Origin of the sequence: Fulvivirga ulvae, from assembly GCF_021389975.1 — a bacterium.
Classification (GTDB): domain Bacteria; phylum Bacteroidota; class Bacteroidia; order Cytophagales; family Cyclobacteriaceae; genus Fulvivirga; species Fulvivirga ulvae.
The window spans coordinates 4,617,553-4,635,108 of record NZ_CP089981.1; the positions used below are offsets into that span (position 1 = coordinate 4,617,553).

The following is a 17,556-nucleotide window of genomic DNA, read 5'->3' on the forward strand; positions in this document are numbered from 1 at the left end:
TTTTGCGGAGCTTTCAAATATCATATAAAGAATAGGTTTTATTCCTTGGCCTCTTGGCCTTCGGTTTTAACTTCTTCTTTTATTACAGTCTCAGAGGTAGATTCTACTTCAGTTTCGCTTGTAGCACTTACAGTCGTGGTTGTAGCCTCTTCTTCCTGAATAGTTGTTAATATTTCAGTTTTTACTTCCTCGGTCTGAGCATGTTCTACGTTATTGTAAACCTCTCCAAGGATAGGAGCAATAACCAAACCTACCAGGCATGTAAGCTTAATAAGAATGTTCATTGAAGGGCCAGAGGTGTCCTTAAACGGGTCACCAACGGTATCCCCTGTTACAGCTGCTTTATGCGCGTCAGATCCTTTGAAAGTCATTTCTCCATCTATTTCGACACCAGCTTCAAAAGACTTCTTGGCATTATCCCATGCTCCGCCGGCATTGTTCTGGAAGATAGCCCAAAGCACACCGGAAACAGCCACACCTGCCATGTAACTTCCCAAAGCTTCAGGTCCCATAATAAAGCCTACAAGGATTGGAGTAATAATGGTGATAGCACCGGGTAACATCATTTCTTTAAGGGCAGCTTTTGTAGAAATGTCAACACATTTACCATATTCAGGCTTACCGGTACCTTCCATGATGCCTGGTATTTCCTTGAACTGTCTTCTCACTTCTTTCACCATTTCCATAGCAGCTTTACCTACTGAATTCATGGCAAGAGCGGAGAATACCACGGGTATCATACCACCAATAAACAGGGCAGCGAGCACATCAGCTTTAAAAATGTTGATACCGTTGATACCTGTAAATGTTACATAGGCTGCAAATAGAGCCAGTGCGGTTAAAGCTGCAGAGGCGATGGCAAAGCCTTTACCTATGGCAGCGGTAGTGTTGCCTACCGAATCAAGGATATCCGTCTTTTCTCTTACATCTTTAGGAAGCTCGCTCATTTCGGCTATACCACCGGCGTTGTCAGCAATAGGGCCGAAGGCATCGATAGCCAATTGCATGGCAGTGGTTGCCATCATAGCTGAAGCGGCAATAGCCACACCGTAGAAACCGGCGAACTCGTATGCGCCCCAGATAGCACCGGCAAATAAAAGTATGGGTGCGAAGGTAGAGATCATACCTGTAGCTAAACCGGCAATAATATTAGTGGCGGCACCAGTGGCAGATTTTTGAACAATATCAAGGACGGGCTTTTTGCCAAGGCCGGTGTAGTACTCAGTAAAGTAAGAGATCAGGCCACCTACGGCAAGACCCACCAGTACGGCATAAAATACATCCATTGAGGTAACATTGATCAGGCCCTGACCGAAGAAATTCATTTGCATTACTGAAGGAAGCATCCAGTCTATAATAAAGAAAGCTGCAATACCAGTAAGGATGATCGAGCTCCAGTTTCCTCGGTTAAGGGCACCTTGTACCTGTGGTTCTTTGGCGTTATTATCACTTATTTTAATAAAGAATGTTCCGATGATAGAAAATACAATACCGAGACCGGCAATTACCAAAGGAAGAAGAATTGGTCCTATACCTCCGAATTCGTCAGTGATCGAACCGCCCATATCACGGATCACATAGTTACCCAGTACCATTGAAGCTAATACCGTGGCTACGTAAGACCCAAAAAGGTCAGCACCCATACCAGCAACGTCACCTACGTTATCCCCTACGTTATCAGCGATTGTAGCAGGGTTTCTTGGGTCATCTTCAGGGATCCCTGCTTCTACTTTACCCACAAGGTCAGCTCCTACATCTGCTGCCTTGGTGTAAATACCTCCACCAACACGTGCAAAAAGCGCTATTGACTCAGCACCCAGGGAAAAACCGGCGAGTGCTTCCAGTACGATGGTCATGTCATGCACACCATTGGCAGTCCACTCTCCGCCCATAAACCACATAAAAAGAATTGTAAACAGCACACTAAGGCCAAATACCGCAAGTCCGGCTACACCAAGTCCCATTACGGTTCCTCCGGTGAAAGATACTTTAAGAGCCTGCGGAAGGCTGGTTCTGGCAGCCTGAGTAGTTCTTACGTTGGCAGCAGTGGCTATACGCATTCCGATGTTTCCTGCGAGGGCAGAAAAGAATGCTCCTATTACAAATGCGATGATAATAAACCAGTGCGTTGTGGCAACGAAAGCAGAAATGACACCCAGCAATATGCCGGCAACTATTACGAAAATAGTTAGAACTTTGTATTCTGCATTTAAGAATGCCAATGCTCCTTCTTTAATGTGGTTGGCAAGAACTTGCATTTTTTCATCTCCGGCATCCTGTTTCTTAACCCAGGCGGATTTTACTGCCATAACAATGAGCCCTAAAAGCCCTAGCAGGGGAACTACGTAAATGACGTTATTCATTTTTACTTAATATGGTTTAGTTATTATTATTGTCTTTAAAATTAAAAAGGGCGAAAAGCCCCCTTTGTAAAACCTGCGCAAAGATAGAAGAACATATATTATTTTAAAATAAAATAATTAAAACCTGATATAGGTAAGATTATAGAAACATTTTTTGCAGAGCTGTCCATAGCAGCTTTTTCTGCGTGGGGTCACTTGCAATGGCTGTTAATGAAGAACAGCTAAGCACCTGTTTCCCGTTTTCTATGTCGATGGCCTGGTAGGGAGGGAGGTTGTCCTTAAATAACTTGCTGTCGCTAACGCCAAACACAAGATATTTTGAGGCATTAAAGTCCAGAAGTGTTTCTTTGTTCAATCCGTTATTGTTTGGAAAGTTAACAATGGCAATATCAGAGATATCCAGTTTAATGGCCCCTATAATCTTGCTCAAAAAGGACTCGTCCGCAGCATTGATAAACTCCTCTTCAGGTTGGTCTACAATAACCAGTATCCGCTTTTTATTATCTCCTTTGAATACCAGTTCTTTAACCTGTTTCTGTTCTGGTTCGGGCTGCTGATATACTTCCGCAGCCTCTTCGACAACAGCTACAGTTTTTTCCTCTTTAAGTTCAACTTTTGAGGCGGGCAGGTTTTCTCCAGGGATTACATATACAGGTTCTGTAATAAAATGTTTTAGAAAACTGTTTTCAGCCATTGTTCTCTTCAAATTTGAATATTGATTTTAATTCAACAGCTTCTTCCGGCTTCATTCTTCCGGCAAGTACCAGCCGCAGCTGTCTCCTCCTGAGCGCTCCTGCATACAATTCTTTCTCTTCATCAGTTTCTGGTATGGCTTCAGGTACATCTATTGGTTTACCAGACTGATCGACCGCTACAAAAGTGAAAAAGGCACTGTTGCTGGCAAATTTCTTATTTCCTGGAATATCTTCAGCTTCTACAAGAATATGGACTTCCATAGAGGAATTGAATGATCGGGTAACCTTGGCTTTTAGTGTAACTACATTACCAAGCTGGATGGGTTTGCCGAAGGATACATTGTCAACCGAAGCAGTTACCACTATCCGGTTGGAGTGTTTCTGGGCTGCAATGGCTGAAACAATGTCCATCCAGTGCATGAGTTTTCCGCCCATCAGGTTGTTTAAGGTATTGGTGTCGTTAGGCAGCACAAATTCGGTCATGGTTACAAACGACTCTCTCACAAATTTTTGTTTCTTGGACATATATAGATGTTTGAAGTTAATGTAATTTACGATTCACGGCTCACTGTCTGCAGTTCATTGTTTTTATGTTTACAGTTCGGGTACTCACATTACTTATTTAACAATGGTAACCATGAATCGAAAACTGTGAAACTTGGGAGCTGTAATCACCGTCCCCAGCCTTCCTCGCCTTTCAAAGGTACGAAGCTGAAGAAATCAAACTCTTCTTTTTTAAGCTTTTTCTCATCTATCCTGGTGATCCTTAGCATTTTTTGCCTTTCGTTATCACCAACAGGAATAATTAGGATACCACCAATATTTAATTGTTTGATCAGGCTATCGGGTACCGAAGGGGCCCCGGCCGTTACTATGATCCTGTCAAACGGTGCATGTCGGGGCAGGCCTTTGGAGCCATCTCCGTGGAAGAAGCGGGGTCTGTAGCCCATAAGCGGGAGAAATTTACGTGTTCTTTCATAGAGGACTTTATTATATTCTATCGTATAAACATTGGCGCCCATTTCCACAAGTACGCATGCCTGATAACCGCTTCCTGTTCCTATTTCCAGCACTTTACAGCCTTCTTTTACATTAAGCTTTTCTGATTGGAATGCAACGGTATAGGGTTGGGAAATTGTCTGGCCTTCTCCAATAGGGAAGGCTTTGTCCTGATAGGCATGTTCAAGTAATGCATTGTCGAAAAAGAAATGTCTGGGTACTTTGCCTATTGCTGCCAGTACCGCTTCGTTTGTAATCCCTTTGCCTCTTAGTGTTTTCAGCAGAGAGCGCCTCATACCTCTGTGTTTGTAGCTGTCTTCCATAGTTAAATTATTCCCGGTGTGAAGTTATAAAAGAATTTAACCAGATAGAATTATCAGAGAAAAAGTTTGGTCTTAGGATGTTGACTAATATTTTTAGTAAATATGTTTGGTTTGCATTCTGAAAGTTTTTATCATTACTAAATAAATTAGTAATTAACGGTATGGTACGAGATTATAAATTGAAACTGTATAGTAAAAAACTGAAATCAGGAAGGTGTCAGATCAAGTTTTTTGTTACTTCTTCTTCACAGCCAAACCTCTATGGATATTTGTTGGCAGAGTCAGGCTCAACACTACGGGACGTTGTCAATACGATTGAGCACGAAGTAAGATTTATTGAGCAGGGAGATAGTTATTATCATTCGCATTTATATAATTTAGCAGCGAGGCATAAGCGCAAAGACCCTATCGTAATATTCAATAATTAAATAAAAACATGAGCCTTATCAGTGAAAATATAAAATACCTGAGAAAAAAGTTGGGCTTAACTCAGGAGCAGTTTGCTGAAAGAATAGATATCAAGAGATCACTGGTTGGTGCATATGAAGAGGGAAGGGCAGATCCCAGGATAAGTAATCTCATAAGAATGGCTAATATCTTCGGAACCTCGGTAGATATCCTTATCAATAAAGATGTAAGCCGATTGTCGGAAGAAGAGCTTAATGTAAGTAAATTTAAAAGGGGAAAAGAGGTGTTGGCAATTACTGTCGATGAACATCAAAGAGAAAATATAGAGCTGGTTCCGCAAAAAGCTGCTGCGGGATACCTTAACGGCTATGCCGACCCGGAGTATATTCAGGAGCTTCCTAAATTCAAACTTCCGATTTTACCCACCAATGCCACTTACCGCGCCTTTGAAATTTCAGGTGACTCTATGCTTCCTATACTACCGGGAACCATTATTATAGGGGAATATGTCGACGATGTGAGGGATATAAAGAATGGTAAGACGTACATTCTGGTAACCAAATCAGAAGGCATTGTTTATAAAAGAGTTTTCAACTACATAAACGACAACGGAAAGCTATTTTTGGTATCGGATAACCGGCAGTATGCCCCTTATCAGATCGGTATTGAAGATGTAATGGAGGTATGGGCGAGTAAAGCATACATCAGTGTTCAGTTTCCGGACGCTGACGACAGCAAAGAGGTTTCAACAGAGCAACTGGCTTCCATCGTGCTGGATTTACAAAAAGAGATTATCAGATTAAAAGAAAATAAGAAATAAACGGTAACCTTTTCCTGTTTATACTGTCCTTCCTGTTATGCAATTCGTCTGTTAAAGACCCGCTTTATTTTAATCAAGGTGCTGACTTTAAACAAATTAGTGTTACTGCTCGTTTCTTTGATTGAATAAGTTTGAATTAATGGACAAAAAAATTGAAATTTGACAACAACTAAAATCAATTAAATTCATGGACAGCATATTAAAGAAATGTTTATTGCTTGCCTTATTGTCTGGCGCTAGCTTTATAGTGAAAGCTCAGGGATTTGGACCAGATCCTGGGATGAAACAGATTAATTTTGGCTTAGGGGCCTCAGCGTATGGAGTTCCTGTTTATTTTGGTATGGATTTCGGAATTACTGACAAAATCACAATCGGGCCAAGAATAAGTTACCGAAGCTATAGCGATCGCTACCGTTTTATCGGAAATAGTTATAAAGTTCGTTACTCTGTTACTAATATAAGCTTTAGAGGTGACTACCATTTTGGAAACCACATAGATGGTTTACCTGGAGAGTTGGATCTTTACGGTGGTTTATCTGTTGGTTATACTATCTGGAGTGATAACTACAGTGGTAATGATGATTTTGATCTGGAAGAATCAAAAGCATTCATCGGAGTTCAGGCAGGTGCCAGGTGGTATTTTCATCCAAATTGGGCTGCCAATGCAGAAGTTTCCGGTAGTTCATTATCTGGCTTAGAGGTAGGGTTGTCTTACAAATTCTAGTAACCAATAGTTTAAAGTAATCATTGTAAAAGCGTTCCATTTCAATTATGAAATGGAGCGCTTTTTATTTATAGAGAAAGAAGAATTAATAATAATTGAGGTTGGCAAGGCATCAAATTAAATTACCTGTGTTTTATTGGTGATGGTAAGATTTTTTAAGGTTTTCTTTCTGTTGATTTTCCCCGTGGGCGTCTCTGAAAAATGTGGAATACTCAGGATGCTTTTTGGTGTCTCATATTTGTCTAATTTCTCCTGCAACCTAACAGCTATATTTTTTAGATCGCTTTGAACACTTTCAGCCTCAATGATCAGGCATACCTTCTGGCCAAGTTTTTCATCCGGTAACCCTGCCACAAAGAACCTGTTTGGGAGCTCCAGTTCATCCAATATTTGACTAACCACTTTTTCAACCTTTTCACTTTGAATTTTTACACCTCCGCTGTTAATAGTGTTATCGGCCCGTCCTAACCACTCAAAATGATGGTTATCTGCCAGGTTTACCAGGTCATTTGTTATAAGTACTTCATGGTTGGTCAGTGCAGACTGTATGGTAAGGCAGCCTCTCGGATCAAGGCCCAGCTTCACTTCTTCAAATGTTGTATATGTTGCTGACTTTTCAGGTCCGTTAAGCCTTTTCAATGCAATGTGCGAGACAGTTTCTGTCATACCATAGGTGGCATAAACAGGGGCAGTTATTTGTTGAAGTTTTCTTTCCAGCATGGTGCTTATAGGGGCACCTCCAACTATTATGGCACTCATTTTATTGAGATGATTAGTTACTTGCTCATATTTAAGCATTTCTTCCAGCTGGAGTGGTACCACTGCCGCAAAGTCTGGTGAATAGCTAATGTTTTCCAGGGGATTCGACGAAGGGTTTACAGCCATGATATTCATGCGATTGATCAAAGCACGCACCAGCATCATTTTGCCAGCTATGTAACCGGTGTCAAGGCAGACCAGCGCGGTTTGGAAAGGTTGTAGCTGTAGCGCATTAATGGTAAACCGAGCACTTGTTTCCATTTGTTTCCTGGTGATGCTTATGGCTTTTGGGGTACCTGTGGATCCTGATGTGTGGATATTAAAGGTGCTTGTGCCGGAAAGCCATTGCCGGACAAAGTCAATGGTAGTTTTTTCAAAAGGGTTTGAAGGGTCAAACTGATCAAGTTTTTCCCAAGCTACGGTCTTGCCGTTGATTTGAAATGCTGGATCCATTTGCTAAAGTGCTTTTAAGTCATGCTCCAGCCTGTCAAAGATGAAATCTTTGACTTCTGATTTTTTGCAGGCTTCAGCTACTTTTTTTACTACTTTGATCGTTTTTTCTTTGAGTTCGGGTGTCAGTTGATCTTTATGGAGCCGGAATTCATGTAATGCTTCATTATAAGCGTGTTCCAGGCTTGGATGTACCTTTTCATCAAGTATTTCAAAACGACTTTCTGCTGCCCAGGCATCAAATCTAAGCTCTTCTTCAACAATGGCCATAAAAGCCTTCTTTTCTTCAAGACGAAGGCTGTCACCAGCTTTAGCTATAACGTAAGCAAGCTCACCTATGGCCCTGTAAATTTCTCTTTTTTCAAACATAGGCTTATTGTTTAGGGTTCAATATCAGGTCAATACGCGCTTCCACATCATCCAGATGATAAGTTGTCATTTTATCTGTAATTCCCGATCTCCTGATCCTGCTTTTCAGCTCTGCCAGCTTTGCCCGGGCCAGGGACCTGATGTCTGACTGGTCTACATTGACATCAATGCGTTCCATATACCTTCTCCAACGTTCAGGCAGGGGCTGTTGTTCTGCCGTCATTAAATATTCGAGTCGTTCGACATAAGCTTTCTGAAGTGTTCTTCTATAAACATCAATAGGTCGGTTACTCTTCAGCTCAACCCATAATCCGTTCTGAAGATCGTCCATCATGTTTATGGCTGTATAGGTGTCGGCTCCAAGAAAAGCTTCCGCCTCAATAAGTCTTTGAATGGTTTCAAAGCTTAGCAGGTCATTCAGATGTTTTACCTGAAGGTTCCGGATTCTTTCAATAGCACCGGCATGTTCTATTCTTCTTAATATGTCCGCTTTGATCAGCCATTCGGGAGTTTTGAAAGCTTCATTAAGTAAAAAGTTCATGGCCCTTTCCTGGTCTTTTTTAGGTACACTCTGATAAACAACACCAGCTTGATCATGTGTTTTGAGGGTCTCTACAACACCGCCGATATTAGCTGTAACGTGCCCGATATACCTGCTCCAGACGCCTGTCAACTCTCCATATAACTCTTCCAGCTCATCATAATTATCATTTCCTTTTGTGGTCCAGCCTATGAGGTTGGCTGCTACAATTTTTAAGTTAGATAAACCATAACTACTGGCTTTAACCGGGTCAGCACCTATGCCTTCAGTTTGAGAGGTGGGATCGAAATCGCCATAGCCACTTCCAAACAGGTATTTGGGGTCACCATCCTTTTCTTTGATCCACTGATCTAGAACAGGCTTTTCCTGAGCGGAAGAGTGAGCGTCAGGGATTACTCTGTATCCCCAGTTTATGGCATAGTGATCATACGGGCCGATCTGACGTATAAATCTGATGTCTTTATCGCCAGGCTGGGCTACATAATTATACCGGGCATAGTCCATGATGGTGGCAGCGATACCATACTTTTGAGTGAAGGCACCTGATCTCAGCGAATCTGTAGGGTATGCAGCACTTGCTTTCATATTGTGTGGCAAGCCCAGAGCATGCCCTACCTCATGAGCTATTACCATTCTCATCATTTCACCGATTTCTTCTTCCGGAGTATCCAGGGTCCGTGCTTTGGGGTTAGCAGCTCCTGTTTCTAACAGATATCTGTTTCTGTATGATCTCAGATGGTTGTGGTACCAGATGATATCACTTTCAATAATTTCACCTGAACGTGGATCTGAAACACTGGGACCCATGGCGTTTCTTGTGGTACTCGCTACGTAGCGTACTATGGAATAGCGCACATCTTCAGGGCTGAAATCTGGGTCTTCTAATGGTGAAGGCGGGTCTTTTGCAATGATGGCATTTTTGAAACCCGCTGTTTCAAAAGCTTTTTGCCAGTCTTCGATACCCATTTTGAAATATTTTCTCCACTTTAGCGGGGTCGCAGGGTCCAGGTAATAGACTATCGGCTTTACAGGTTCTACCAATTCACCACGGGAATAGGCCTCCGGATCTTTAGGCTCCAGCCTCCAACGCCTGATGAAGCTTTTGGAATCGGCTTTGAGCGCTTCTGACCCATAATCTATCTGACTGACCGTGAACCAACCTACCCGCTCATCATACAACCGTCCGGTCATAGGTGTTTTCGGTAGCAATACCATCGACTGGCTCATGATCATGCTGATTGTGCCTGTTTCGGTATACGACGGAGGCTCATCAGCTACATAGGTCATTTCATGTTTTATCTCAATATTGAAAGGGAAGCTTTTCACGCTTTCGATAAATGATCTTTCACTATCCAGCTTTTTTATTTTGTAATTTTTGCGCATTTCCGAAGAAAGCGCACTAAGGCTGGGTATGTCAGTTGTAAAAAGATCGGTGACTTCTATAACGACTGACGTTGAATCCGCTGAAAAAGCCTTGATTTTAAAGCTTTGAAGGGTAGGGGCGTAGTTATTTGATTCTACGGACTGGTAGATAGGAAGCGAGTCGCTGGCTACAGCATTGTAAGATACTGATTTTAAAAGAATACTGTTGTTCCTTTTGAGCCATCGTACTACTTGCTCGCCGGTTTTTGTGCCAGCATTGATATATCCGCCACTAAAGTTGGGTGCTATTTTCGAGATTCTGCTGACCAGCAGCATATCTCTGCCCAAAAGGGTGTCAGGTATTTCGTAGTATACCTTGTCATCATTCTGATGTATTAAAAAAAGCCCGTCGTCAGAGATTGTACTTTTCGTGACAATCTTATCGTAGGGCTTAATTTCCTTTTTTTCCTCTTTTGTGGTGTCAGAAGAGGTCTGCGCCATCTGTTTTGTGGAGTGGCAACCTGTTAACTGAGCTATAGCAAATACTGCGAATAAAATTCTTTTCATACTATGAAGCTACAAAAATTAACAGGCTACCCTGTATTAAAAATGTTCCAGTGGCAACATAGTTTTATCAAGGGAACTTAGGGAACTTCTTAAAGTCCGGGTCTCGCTTTTCGAGGAATGCATTCTTGCCTTCCTGAGCTTCTTCCATCAGGTAGAACATGAGTGTTGCGTCTCCTGCAAATTCCATAAGTCCTCTTTGTCCGTCAAGTTCGGCATTAAGTCCCCTCTTAATCATGCGTAAGGCCATAGGGCTTCTCTGCATCATGATCTTGCACCATTCTACGGTTTCATCTTCAAGGCTCTCTAAAGGCACTACTTTGTTCACCATACCCATTGTCTCAGCTTCAGCGGCAGTATATTGTTTACAGAGGAACCATATCTCTCTTGCTTTTTTCTGGCCAACGTGTCTTGCGAGGTATGATGACCCAAAACCAGCATCAAAGCTACCTACTTTCGGTCCCGTTTGTCCAAATCTTGCATTTTCAGATGCAATGGTTAAGTCGCAAACCACATGCAACACATGGCCTCCGCCAATGGCATACCCGTTAACCATAGCAATAACAGGCTTAGGCAGCTCACGGATGCGTTTGTGAAGATCCAGCACATTGAGCCTGGGTACACCGTCTTCACCGATATAGCCACCGCTGCCTTTTACGTTTTGGTCACCGCCCGAGCAAAATGCTTTGTCGCCTTCTCCCGTAAGAATTACCACGTTTATATCCTGTCTTTCACGACAGATGTCCATGGCTGCAAGCATTTCCATATTTGTTTCGGGGCGAAATGCGTTATAAACTTCTGGTCTGTTGATGGTGATCTTTGCAATACCTTCAAAGAACTCGAATTTTATGTCGTTAAATGATTTAATGGTTTCCCATTTTCTCTTTTCTGCCATAGTATTAAGTTTATTTTATCTATTTAATGTCTCTAAATGTGTTTTTAAAAGTTTTAAGAGTTGCAGTATTCTCTTGACTCAATGTTTCAAGTTCGAGTATCTTAGGCCTGTCACTATCTTCAAAGAACTCTTTCAGGTAATTGGTTAGTTTACTTCTCTTGTTACAGTGGAGGTATTCAAAACCAAATTCCTCAGCTGTTAATTTAGCGGTTAACTTTTGCCTGGTTTCAAAATATTCTTCAAGCTCAGGCAGCTTATCGGGACCGTTGATTATTCTGAAGATCCCTCCGGCATGATTATTTACCAGAACGATCCTTAAGTTTTTCATTTCATAGTTGTGCCAGAAGGCATTTCTGTCATAGAAGAATGCCAGGTCACCGGTAATGAGGGTGTTAATTCGTTCCGAAGTAAAACAATGACCGACTGTAGTACTGTTACTTCCATCTATGCCACTGGTGCCCCTGTTGGCAAATACTTCTACCGATGGGTTTTCAAGTCCGCAAAAATTAGCATATCTGACGGCCATGCTATTGGCCAGATGTAAATTGGAGTTATCAGGCAGGTTATGCATAACTTCCCTGATAAATTCAAACTCTCCAAAAGGTTCATGCGGAAAAAAGGTTTGTAGCAAGCGAGAAGATTTCCTTTCTTCAATTTGCCAGATGTGGTAGTAATTCTCCTGCTTCTGGTTGTCGAATGTCGAAGGGAGTTCTATTTCCGCTACTTTCTTGAAAAAGGTCTCAGGCTCGATCCTTATGATTCTGCTGAGTGATTTGAAAGTGTCGGCTACATACCCGCCAATCTGGATGTGCCAGTGCTCCTGGGGCTGATATTTTCTCAATAGCAGCTTCACATTTTTTGAAATAGTAGAGTTGCCGAATGTTACCAGAAGTTCTGGTTGCAGGCTTTCATGAAGGCCGTTTTTATCCTGCCCCAAAAACAGGTCGGCGTGTCTGATCAGGTCTTCCACTGGGTGGAGATTTGAAATAATGTCTCCGACTACCGGAATTTTCTGGTCTTTAATGATCTTGCTAAGAGGCGCAGAGAGTCGGTTGTCTATGTTATTTTGACCGCCGGCAATGAGAATACGATTAAATTTTTTCCATTTTTCAGTTAAGGTTTCCCACTCCCGGCTGCTCAGGTCTTTAGTAGCCCTGGTTTCTGAAATGGTTTTCATGGCTTCATCAAACGTAATCTCAGAGCTATCTTTTGGGTAGAAGGGTTCCCTCAGGGGTACATTGATATGCACAGGTCCGGCAGGAAATTCTTCGGCAGTATTTATGGCTTCGGAAATCAGGCGCTGGGCATGCCATTGGGCATCGGGATGATCAAGGTCTACGGGGAGGTTATAGCTTTTTTTTATATGCCTGCCATAGAGTTCCGTCTGTCTGATCGTTTGTCCGTCAAGCTGGTCTATCCATTCAGGTGGCCGATCCGCGGTAATCACCAGCAAGGGTATCTTCTGGAAAAAAGCTTCTGCCACGGCCGGCGCGTAGTTGTATGCGGCTGATCCTGATGTGCATACCAGTACTGTTGGCTTTTTTAGCTGTTGTGCTATACCCATCCCAATGAATGCGGCAGATCTTTCGTCTGTAATCGTACGGCAATTTATCTTAGGGTGCCTTACAAATGCAAGCGTAATGGGGGCGCATCGGGAACCTGGCGAAAGTATGGCCTGACTGATGCCATATCTGCTGCAGGTTTCGGCGATATTGTAGATCGGCTGGAGGTTCAAATTATTTAATGATGTTTAGTAAAGTGTTCATTTTAATTTCTGTCTCCATCCATTCTTTTTCGGGCTGAGAGTCTTCTGTCACCCCGGCACCTGCAAAAACTGTGGCCTTGTTTTCTTCGATATGCATGCATCTCAGGTTTACATAAAGGTGTGTGCTGTTGTTTAAATTAGCCGGGCCGAGGTATCCGGCAAAGTATTGCCTGTCATAGTGCTCATGTTTGATCAGAAACTCTCTGGCAGGTTCGAGGGGCATGCCGCAAATAGCGGAGGTAGGGTGCAGCAGTTTCAGCATGATTTCCCCAAGATCAGGAAAATTTGTTGCCAGCATATCAACCTTAAACTCAGTTTTTAGATGCAGCAGGTTTCCTGCAACTACCGTTTTTGGACCCAGTTCTTCGAATTCCCTCAATCGGATCTTCTTAAAGCAGTTAATGATGTACCGGCTTACCAGTGCCTGTTCTTCAATTTCTTTCTGAGTCCAGGCCACATTAGACAGTGATGTGCCCTCCTCAAACTTTTGAGTGCCAGCCAGTGCCACGCTTTTAAATGTATTGTCTTTAACACTGATCAGTAATTCGGGTGTGGCACCCATCCAAACACCTGCCTGAGGCACAAATACAAGCGAAATAAATGCTGAAGGGTAAGCTTTGGCCAATCTCAGGAAGTTATCGCCAACATTAAGGGGTTGGTTGAAAGTAATTTCTTTTTTTCTTGAGGGCACTACTTTTTGAAATTGCCCGCCCTGTATGGCCTTTACCGAGGTGCTTACCAGTTGGGTGAACTTTTGCTTATCACCAATGGTGTCGGCTATTCGGATATCTGATGGTATGGTAGTCTGTACTTTTTCCTTTTCCAGGAAGGTTAGGAATTTTTCAGTTTTAGTGCTTACGTTATAATCCGGCCTTGCTGTTATCTGGTGAGTGCCCATGTTAATGTGCAAGTCAGCTTTAACCAGATAAGTATTACTTGATGTATCAAACGGGGCGAATACGAATCCTGGTGATTTTATATCCAGAGGTTCGGGCGTATGTTGTAATTCAGTTGAAAAATCAACGATCAATTGAATGCTGTCCTCCCCCGGAATTCTCCAAACTGCTACTGCTCCACCTTCCTGTTTTCCAAAAGCCACGGCATTGTTAATGACTTGCTCTATGGGTTGGATTCTGATTTCTTCTGAGATTGTCAAATTTCTTATTTTTTTTGTTCCAGAACGGCCATTGTTATTCTGCTAACACAAACCAGTTCATCCTGTTCGTTGGTTATTCTGATTTCCCAGACCTGGGTAGATTTACCAACGTGTATGGGAGTTGTTTTTCCATAAACATAACCTGATCTGACCCCTTTCAGATGATTAGCGTTAATTTCCAGCCCAACGCAAAAATATTTTGTAGTATCAATGGAGCAGTGTGCTGCTACGCTCCCAAGCGTTTCTGCGAGCGTAACACTGGCGCCACCATGTAAAAGGCCATAGGGCTGATGGTGCCTGTTATCTACGGGCATTTTTGCTATGATAAAGTCGGGGCCGATCCCTGTAAACTCAATACCAAGATGCTCCATCATGGTATTCTTGTTCATTTTATTGATATCGTCAAGGGTTAACTCCGGATTAATCATGCGAATTGGTAAAAAAGGTTATTTTTGCAGGCCAAAAATACAGACAAAATTGAAAAGCAAAAAAATATATTTGATACGGCACGGACAGACTGACTATAACCTGAAAAAAATAGTTCAGGGTAGCGGGATTGATGCGCCGTTAAATGAAACCGGTAAGAAGCAGGCTGAAAGGTTTTACCAGTCTTTTCAGGGGATACCGTTTGATAAGGTTTATACTTCAACACTTCAAAGAAGTATCCAGTCAGTGGAGAAATTCATTGAAAAAGGCATTCCTCATCAGGCACTTAGTGGTCTGAATGAAATTAACTGGGGTACCAGAGAAGGTATTGAGATCACACCTGAAGAGGATGCATACTACCATGACGTTATCTATCAGTGGCAGAGTGGTAATATTACACTGCGAATAGAAGGGGGGGGAGAGCCCACAGGATGTCTATGACAGACAAAAAGAAGCGCTTAACATAATACTATCTCAGGAAGAGGAGGAGCATGTACTGATCTGTATGCATGGCCGGGCCATGCGTGTGTTGCTTTGTCAGATGTTAAATTATCCCCTCCATTGCATGGACCTGTTTTCGCACTCTAATTTGTGCATGTACAAGCTGGCTTATACCGGTGAGATGTTTCTCATAGAGAGCTTTAATGATATCAGGCATTTAAACGGCTACTGTTCATAATTAGCCAATGCCGCTTTGGCTTTGTTGTCCAGACTTGTCTTATATTCGTGATGTTTATAGCCCAATACCTCATTGAAGTAGTATTTGGCAAGTGGAGTGTCGCCCAACTGATGGTATATGTATCCAAGTTGCAGACAAGAATTAGGTGCATAATACCAGTTTTCTCCTGAGGTTTCATTGATAGTGGATGTATAAAGCTTGATGGCATCCTCGATGTCTCCGGTTTTATGAAGTAACCGGGCTTTTCGATAAGTAAATTCTATTTTATCTTTTCTGGAGAAAAAAGTGTGATCTTTGGCTGCTAATAATTTAGCCTCACTATAAAAACCCCCATCAGTTAATAGTCTTATTTTCATGATTGTTTTGTTAGGAAACTGAGGCTGGCTCAGGCTCCTTTCTGCATGCTTATCTGCTTCAACCTTTGTCTGCCCTGTTTGCTGAGCCTTGAGGTGAGCTAGGGTTGCTTTATTGGTGTTGTCACTTAACCAATAGGCTAAGAATAATTTGTATTGAGCATCTTTGGCAAAATTCCTCCCTTTAGTGTGTTTTATAAACTCGAGATAATACGTTTCTGCTAGTTCATATTCACCTTTTTGAAGGTATATTTCTCCGGCGAGGTAGTTCAGAAAGTTAAACTCCAGGTATCCTTCTTTGAGTTTTTTAAGATGGTGAAAGGTATTCAATGCTTTTTGACCTTGTCCGTTCTTTATCAGTAGTGACATGTAAAGGTAGCCGAAAAGTAAGTTGTTCTGATTGTTGCTATAAATGTTAGAGAAGTTTTTAACCGCCTTATCACCCTGATTTAGCAGGTATGCTTGCAACAAGAAACTGATTGCCTGGGCTTCCACACTAAAGAAATGATCGGAATTTGAAATTTTCTCAATTTCGGTAAGTCCTTGTTTAACGGTTCCCTGCATACCCATCAGGCCAATTAACCACTGGTGACGCTCGGGCACTGACCCTATCATAACATGAAGCAAGCCCAGAGACTTGTAATTGGGGAGAAAATCGGGATGCTTATCCGTGTTGGTGTCTATCAGCTTGTAGGCCCTGCGAAAATCCCATGCAGCGGTCCATTCGTATCCCATTTTAAGGTTAACAAATGCGCGTTGAAGGTATAGCTCTGCAAGGTAGAAGTTTTTAAAGCCGCTATCGGATTGTAAGGATTCAATCAGGTCCAGCCGGTCATCAAATGAGTCCTCATAATTTTCAAAAAGTGAGTGATCCTCTGTGATGATCAGGCGTATGGATTCGCTAAGGTTTTTAAGATATGCCGAAGCAGGTCGCTTATCGTTTAACAATGGTGTAGCCTTATCTAATTTCAGGGAAATGATATAATTATAGGCCTGCTTTTCCTCTTTGTTAAATTCCCAATCCGTACCGTTGGCCAAAAGAGTGCCCGGAAGTATAAAGCATAAAAAAAGGTAAGCGTTGAAACTTACCTTCTTTAAAAGTATGTGTTTGTTTAAAGCCAATATTATGCTTTTTTCTTTCTTCTCGTAGTTCTCTTAGGCTTCTCCTCGGTCATAGATTCCATATCTACATCCGCCAGGATTCTGCCTGAATGTTCGTCAATTACAATCTTTTTCTTCTCTCTGATTTCGGCGATTTTTTGAGGAGGTATAACAATGTTGCATCCTTCTGCGGCTCCTCTTTTTACAGTTACCACTGCCAGTCCGTTGGAGAGGTTTGCTCTTAGCTTTTCGTAATACTTAAGAAGTTTAGGCTCAATTTTCTTTGTAGCTTTTTCACGGTCACTTCTTAACTGGCTTTCTTCTTCCTGGCTGTCTTCAAGAATCTCCTTTAGCTCTTGTTGTTTGCTATCCAGGTCAGCACCTCTTTCATCAATTAAAGCCTGGATGCTGGCAATCTCCTCTTTCTTTCTTTCAATAGCTTCCTGAGCTTCCCTGGTTTTCTTTTCCAGTATCTGGATTTCCAGTTCCTGCAATTCAACTTCTTTGGTAATAGCGTCAAATTCGCGGTTGTTTCTTACATTGTTCTGCTGGTCGTTGTATTTTTGGATTAGCTTTTCAGCTTCTTTGATACCAGCCTTATTATCTTTTATAGATTGTTCCAGCTCTTCCAGTTCGGTGTTAAACCTTCCATGTCTGGTTTTGTACCCTTCGATTTCGTCCTCAAGATCCTGAACTTCATCAGGAAGGTCTCCTCTTAATTTGATTATTTCGTCAAGTTTCGAATCAATAGATTGTAATTTTACGAGAGCTTCGAGTTTTTGTGCAACACTAGTGTTTTCCATG

The 17,556-nt window shown here is 42.1% G+C and carries 15 protein-coding genes and 1 pseudogene; 3 read left to right on the forward strand and 13 right to left on the reverse strand.

Translation table 11 applies throughout. The features are described 5' to 3' along the window. Nucleotides 1–38 precede the first annotated feature (38 nt). The 4 genes from LVD17_RS19650 to LVD17_RS19665 form a co-directional block, all read right to left on the reverse strand. Nucleotides 39–2,363, reverse strand: a complete 2,325-nt coding sequence (locus LVD17_RS19650; protein ID WP_233760717.1) for a sodium-translocating pyrophosphatase — start codon at nucleotides 2,361–2,363, stop codon at nucleotides 39–41. A gap of 139 nt (nucleotides 2,364–2,502) precedes the next feature. Then, a complete protein-coding gene (locus LVD17_RS19655; RefSeq protein WP_233760718.1) occupies nucleotides 2,503–3,057 on the reverse strand; it encodes a hypothetical protein in 555 nt (184 codons plus the stop codon). After that, the gene (locus tag LVD17_RS19660; protein WP_233760719.1) at nucleotides 3,050–3,583 is read right to left on the reverse strand and encodes an acyl-CoA thioesterase; all 534 of its coding nucleotides are present in this window, start codon (nucleotides 3,581–3,583) and stop codon (nucleotides 3,050–3,052) included. Before LVD17_RS19660 ends, LVD17_RS19655 begins: the two co-directional genes overlap by 8 nt. Before the next feature lie 146 nt (nucleotides 3,584–3,729). After that, entirely contained in the window at nucleotides 3,730–4,380 is a 651-nt protein-coding gene (locus tag LVD17_RS19665; RefSeq protein WP_233760720.1) for a protein-L-isoaspartate(D-aspartate) O-methyltransferase, read from the reverse strand. Nucleotides 4,381–4,816: 436 nt separating this feature from the next. On the opposite strand from LVD17_RS19665, the gene LVD17_RS19670 reads away from it, so the two are divergent. Next, a complete protein-coding gene (locus tag LVD17_RS19670; protein ID WP_233760721.1) occupies nucleotides 4,817–5,608 on the forward strand; it encodes an XRE family transcriptional regulator in 792 nt (263 codons plus the stop codon). A 187-nt stretch (nucleotides 5,609–5,795) separates the two neighbouring features. Next, the gene (locus LVD17_RS19675; RefSeq protein WP_233760722.1) at nucleotides 5,796–6,332 is read left to right on the forward strand and encodes an outer membrane beta-barrel protein; all 537 of its coding nucleotides are present in this window, start codon (nucleotides 5,796–5,798) and stop codon (nucleotides 6,330–6,332) included. A gap of 117 nt (nucleotides 6,333–6,449) precedes the next feature. Here the strand turns inward: LVD17_RS19675 and LVD17_RS19680 are convergent, their stop codons facing one another. The 7 genes from LVD17_RS19680 to LVD17_RS19710 form a co-directional block, all read right to left on the reverse strand. Then, nucleotides 6,450–7,544, reverse strand: a complete 1,095-nt coding sequence (locus tag LVD17_RS19680; protein WP_233760723.1) for an AMP-binding protein — start codon at nucleotides 7,542–7,544, stop codon at nucleotides 6,450–6,452. A gap of 3 nt (nucleotides 7,545–7,547) precedes the next feature. Next, nucleotides 7,548–7,910 (reverse strand): hypothetical protein, encoded by a 363-nt coding sequence (locus LVD17_RS19685; protein WP_233760724.1) that lies wholly within the window; start codon nucleotides 7,908–7,910, stop codon nucleotides 7,548–7,550. 4 nt (nucleotides 7,911–7,914) lie between these two features. Further along, nucleotides 7,915–10,380 (reverse strand): zinc-dependent metalloprotease, encoded by a 2,466-nt coding sequence (locus tag LVD17_RS19690; RefSeq protein WP_233760725.1) that lies wholly within the window; start codon nucleotides 10,378–10,380, stop codon nucleotides 7,915–7,917. A gap of 67 nt (nucleotides 10,381–10,447) precedes the next feature. Further along, nucleotides 10,448–11,272 (reverse strand): 1,4-dihydroxy-2-naphthoyl-CoA synthase, encoded by an 825-nt coding sequence (menB, locus tag LVD17_RS19695; protein ID WP_233760726.1) that lies wholly within the window; start codon nucleotides 11,270–11,272, stop codon nucleotides 10,448–10,450. A gap of 19 nt (nucleotides 11,273–11,291) precedes the next feature. Beyond that, the gene (gene menD, locus LVD17_RS19700; RefSeq protein ID WP_233760727.1) at nucleotides 11,292–13,007 is read right to left on the reverse strand and encodes a 2-succinyl-5-enolpyruvyl-6-hydroxy-3-cyclohexene-1-carboxylic-acid synthase; all 1,716 of its coding nucleotides are present in this window, start codon (nucleotides 13,005–13,007) and stop codon (nucleotides 11,292–11,294) included. 1 nt (nucleotide 13,008) lies between these two features. Next, on the reverse strand, nucleotides 13,009–14,193 hold the full coding sequence (locus tag LVD17_RS19705) for an isochorismate synthase (RefSeq protein WP_233760728.1): 1,185 nt from the start codon (nucleotides 14,191–14,193) through the stop codon (nucleotides 13,009–13,011). A gap of 5 nt (nucleotides 14,194–14,198) precedes the next feature. Then, nucleotides 14,199–14,621, reverse strand: a complete 423-nt coding sequence (locus LVD17_RS19710) for a hotdog fold thioesterase (RefSeq protein WP_233760729.1) — start codon at nucleotides 14,619–14,621, stop codon at nucleotides 14,199–14,201. Here LVD17_RS19710 and LVD17_RS19715 point away from each other — a divergent pair. Further along, nucleotides 14,620–15,298, forward strand: a pseudogene (locus tag LVD17_RS19715) (histidine phosphatase family protein). The gene LVD17_RS19710 and the pseudogene LVD17_RS19715 sit on opposite strands and share 2 nt — an antisense overlap. Here LVD17_RS19715 and LVD17_RS19720 read toward each other — a convergent pair. Together LVD17_RS19720 and LVD17_RS19725 are read right to left on the reverse strand one after the other, a co-directional pair. Beyond that, complete coding sequence (locus tag LVD17_RS19720; protein ID WP_233760730.1) at nucleotides 15,286–16,773, reverse strand: tetratricopeptide repeat protein; 1,488 nt, start codon at nucleotides 16,771–16,773, stop codon at nucleotides 15,286–15,288. The pseudogene LVD17_RS19715 and the gene LVD17_RS19720 overlap by 13 nt on opposite strands. A gap of 2 nt (nucleotides 16,774–16,775) precedes the next feature. Further along, nucleotides 16,776–17,555 carry a zinc ribbon domain-containing protein gene (locus LVD17_RS19725; RefSeq protein WP_233760731.1) on the reverse strand — a complete coding sequence of 260 codons (780 nt, stop codon included), beginning with the start codon at nucleotides 17,553–17,555 and terminating at the stop codon, nucleotides 16,776–16,778. Between the last annotated feature and the right edge of the window lies 1 nt (nucleotide 17,556).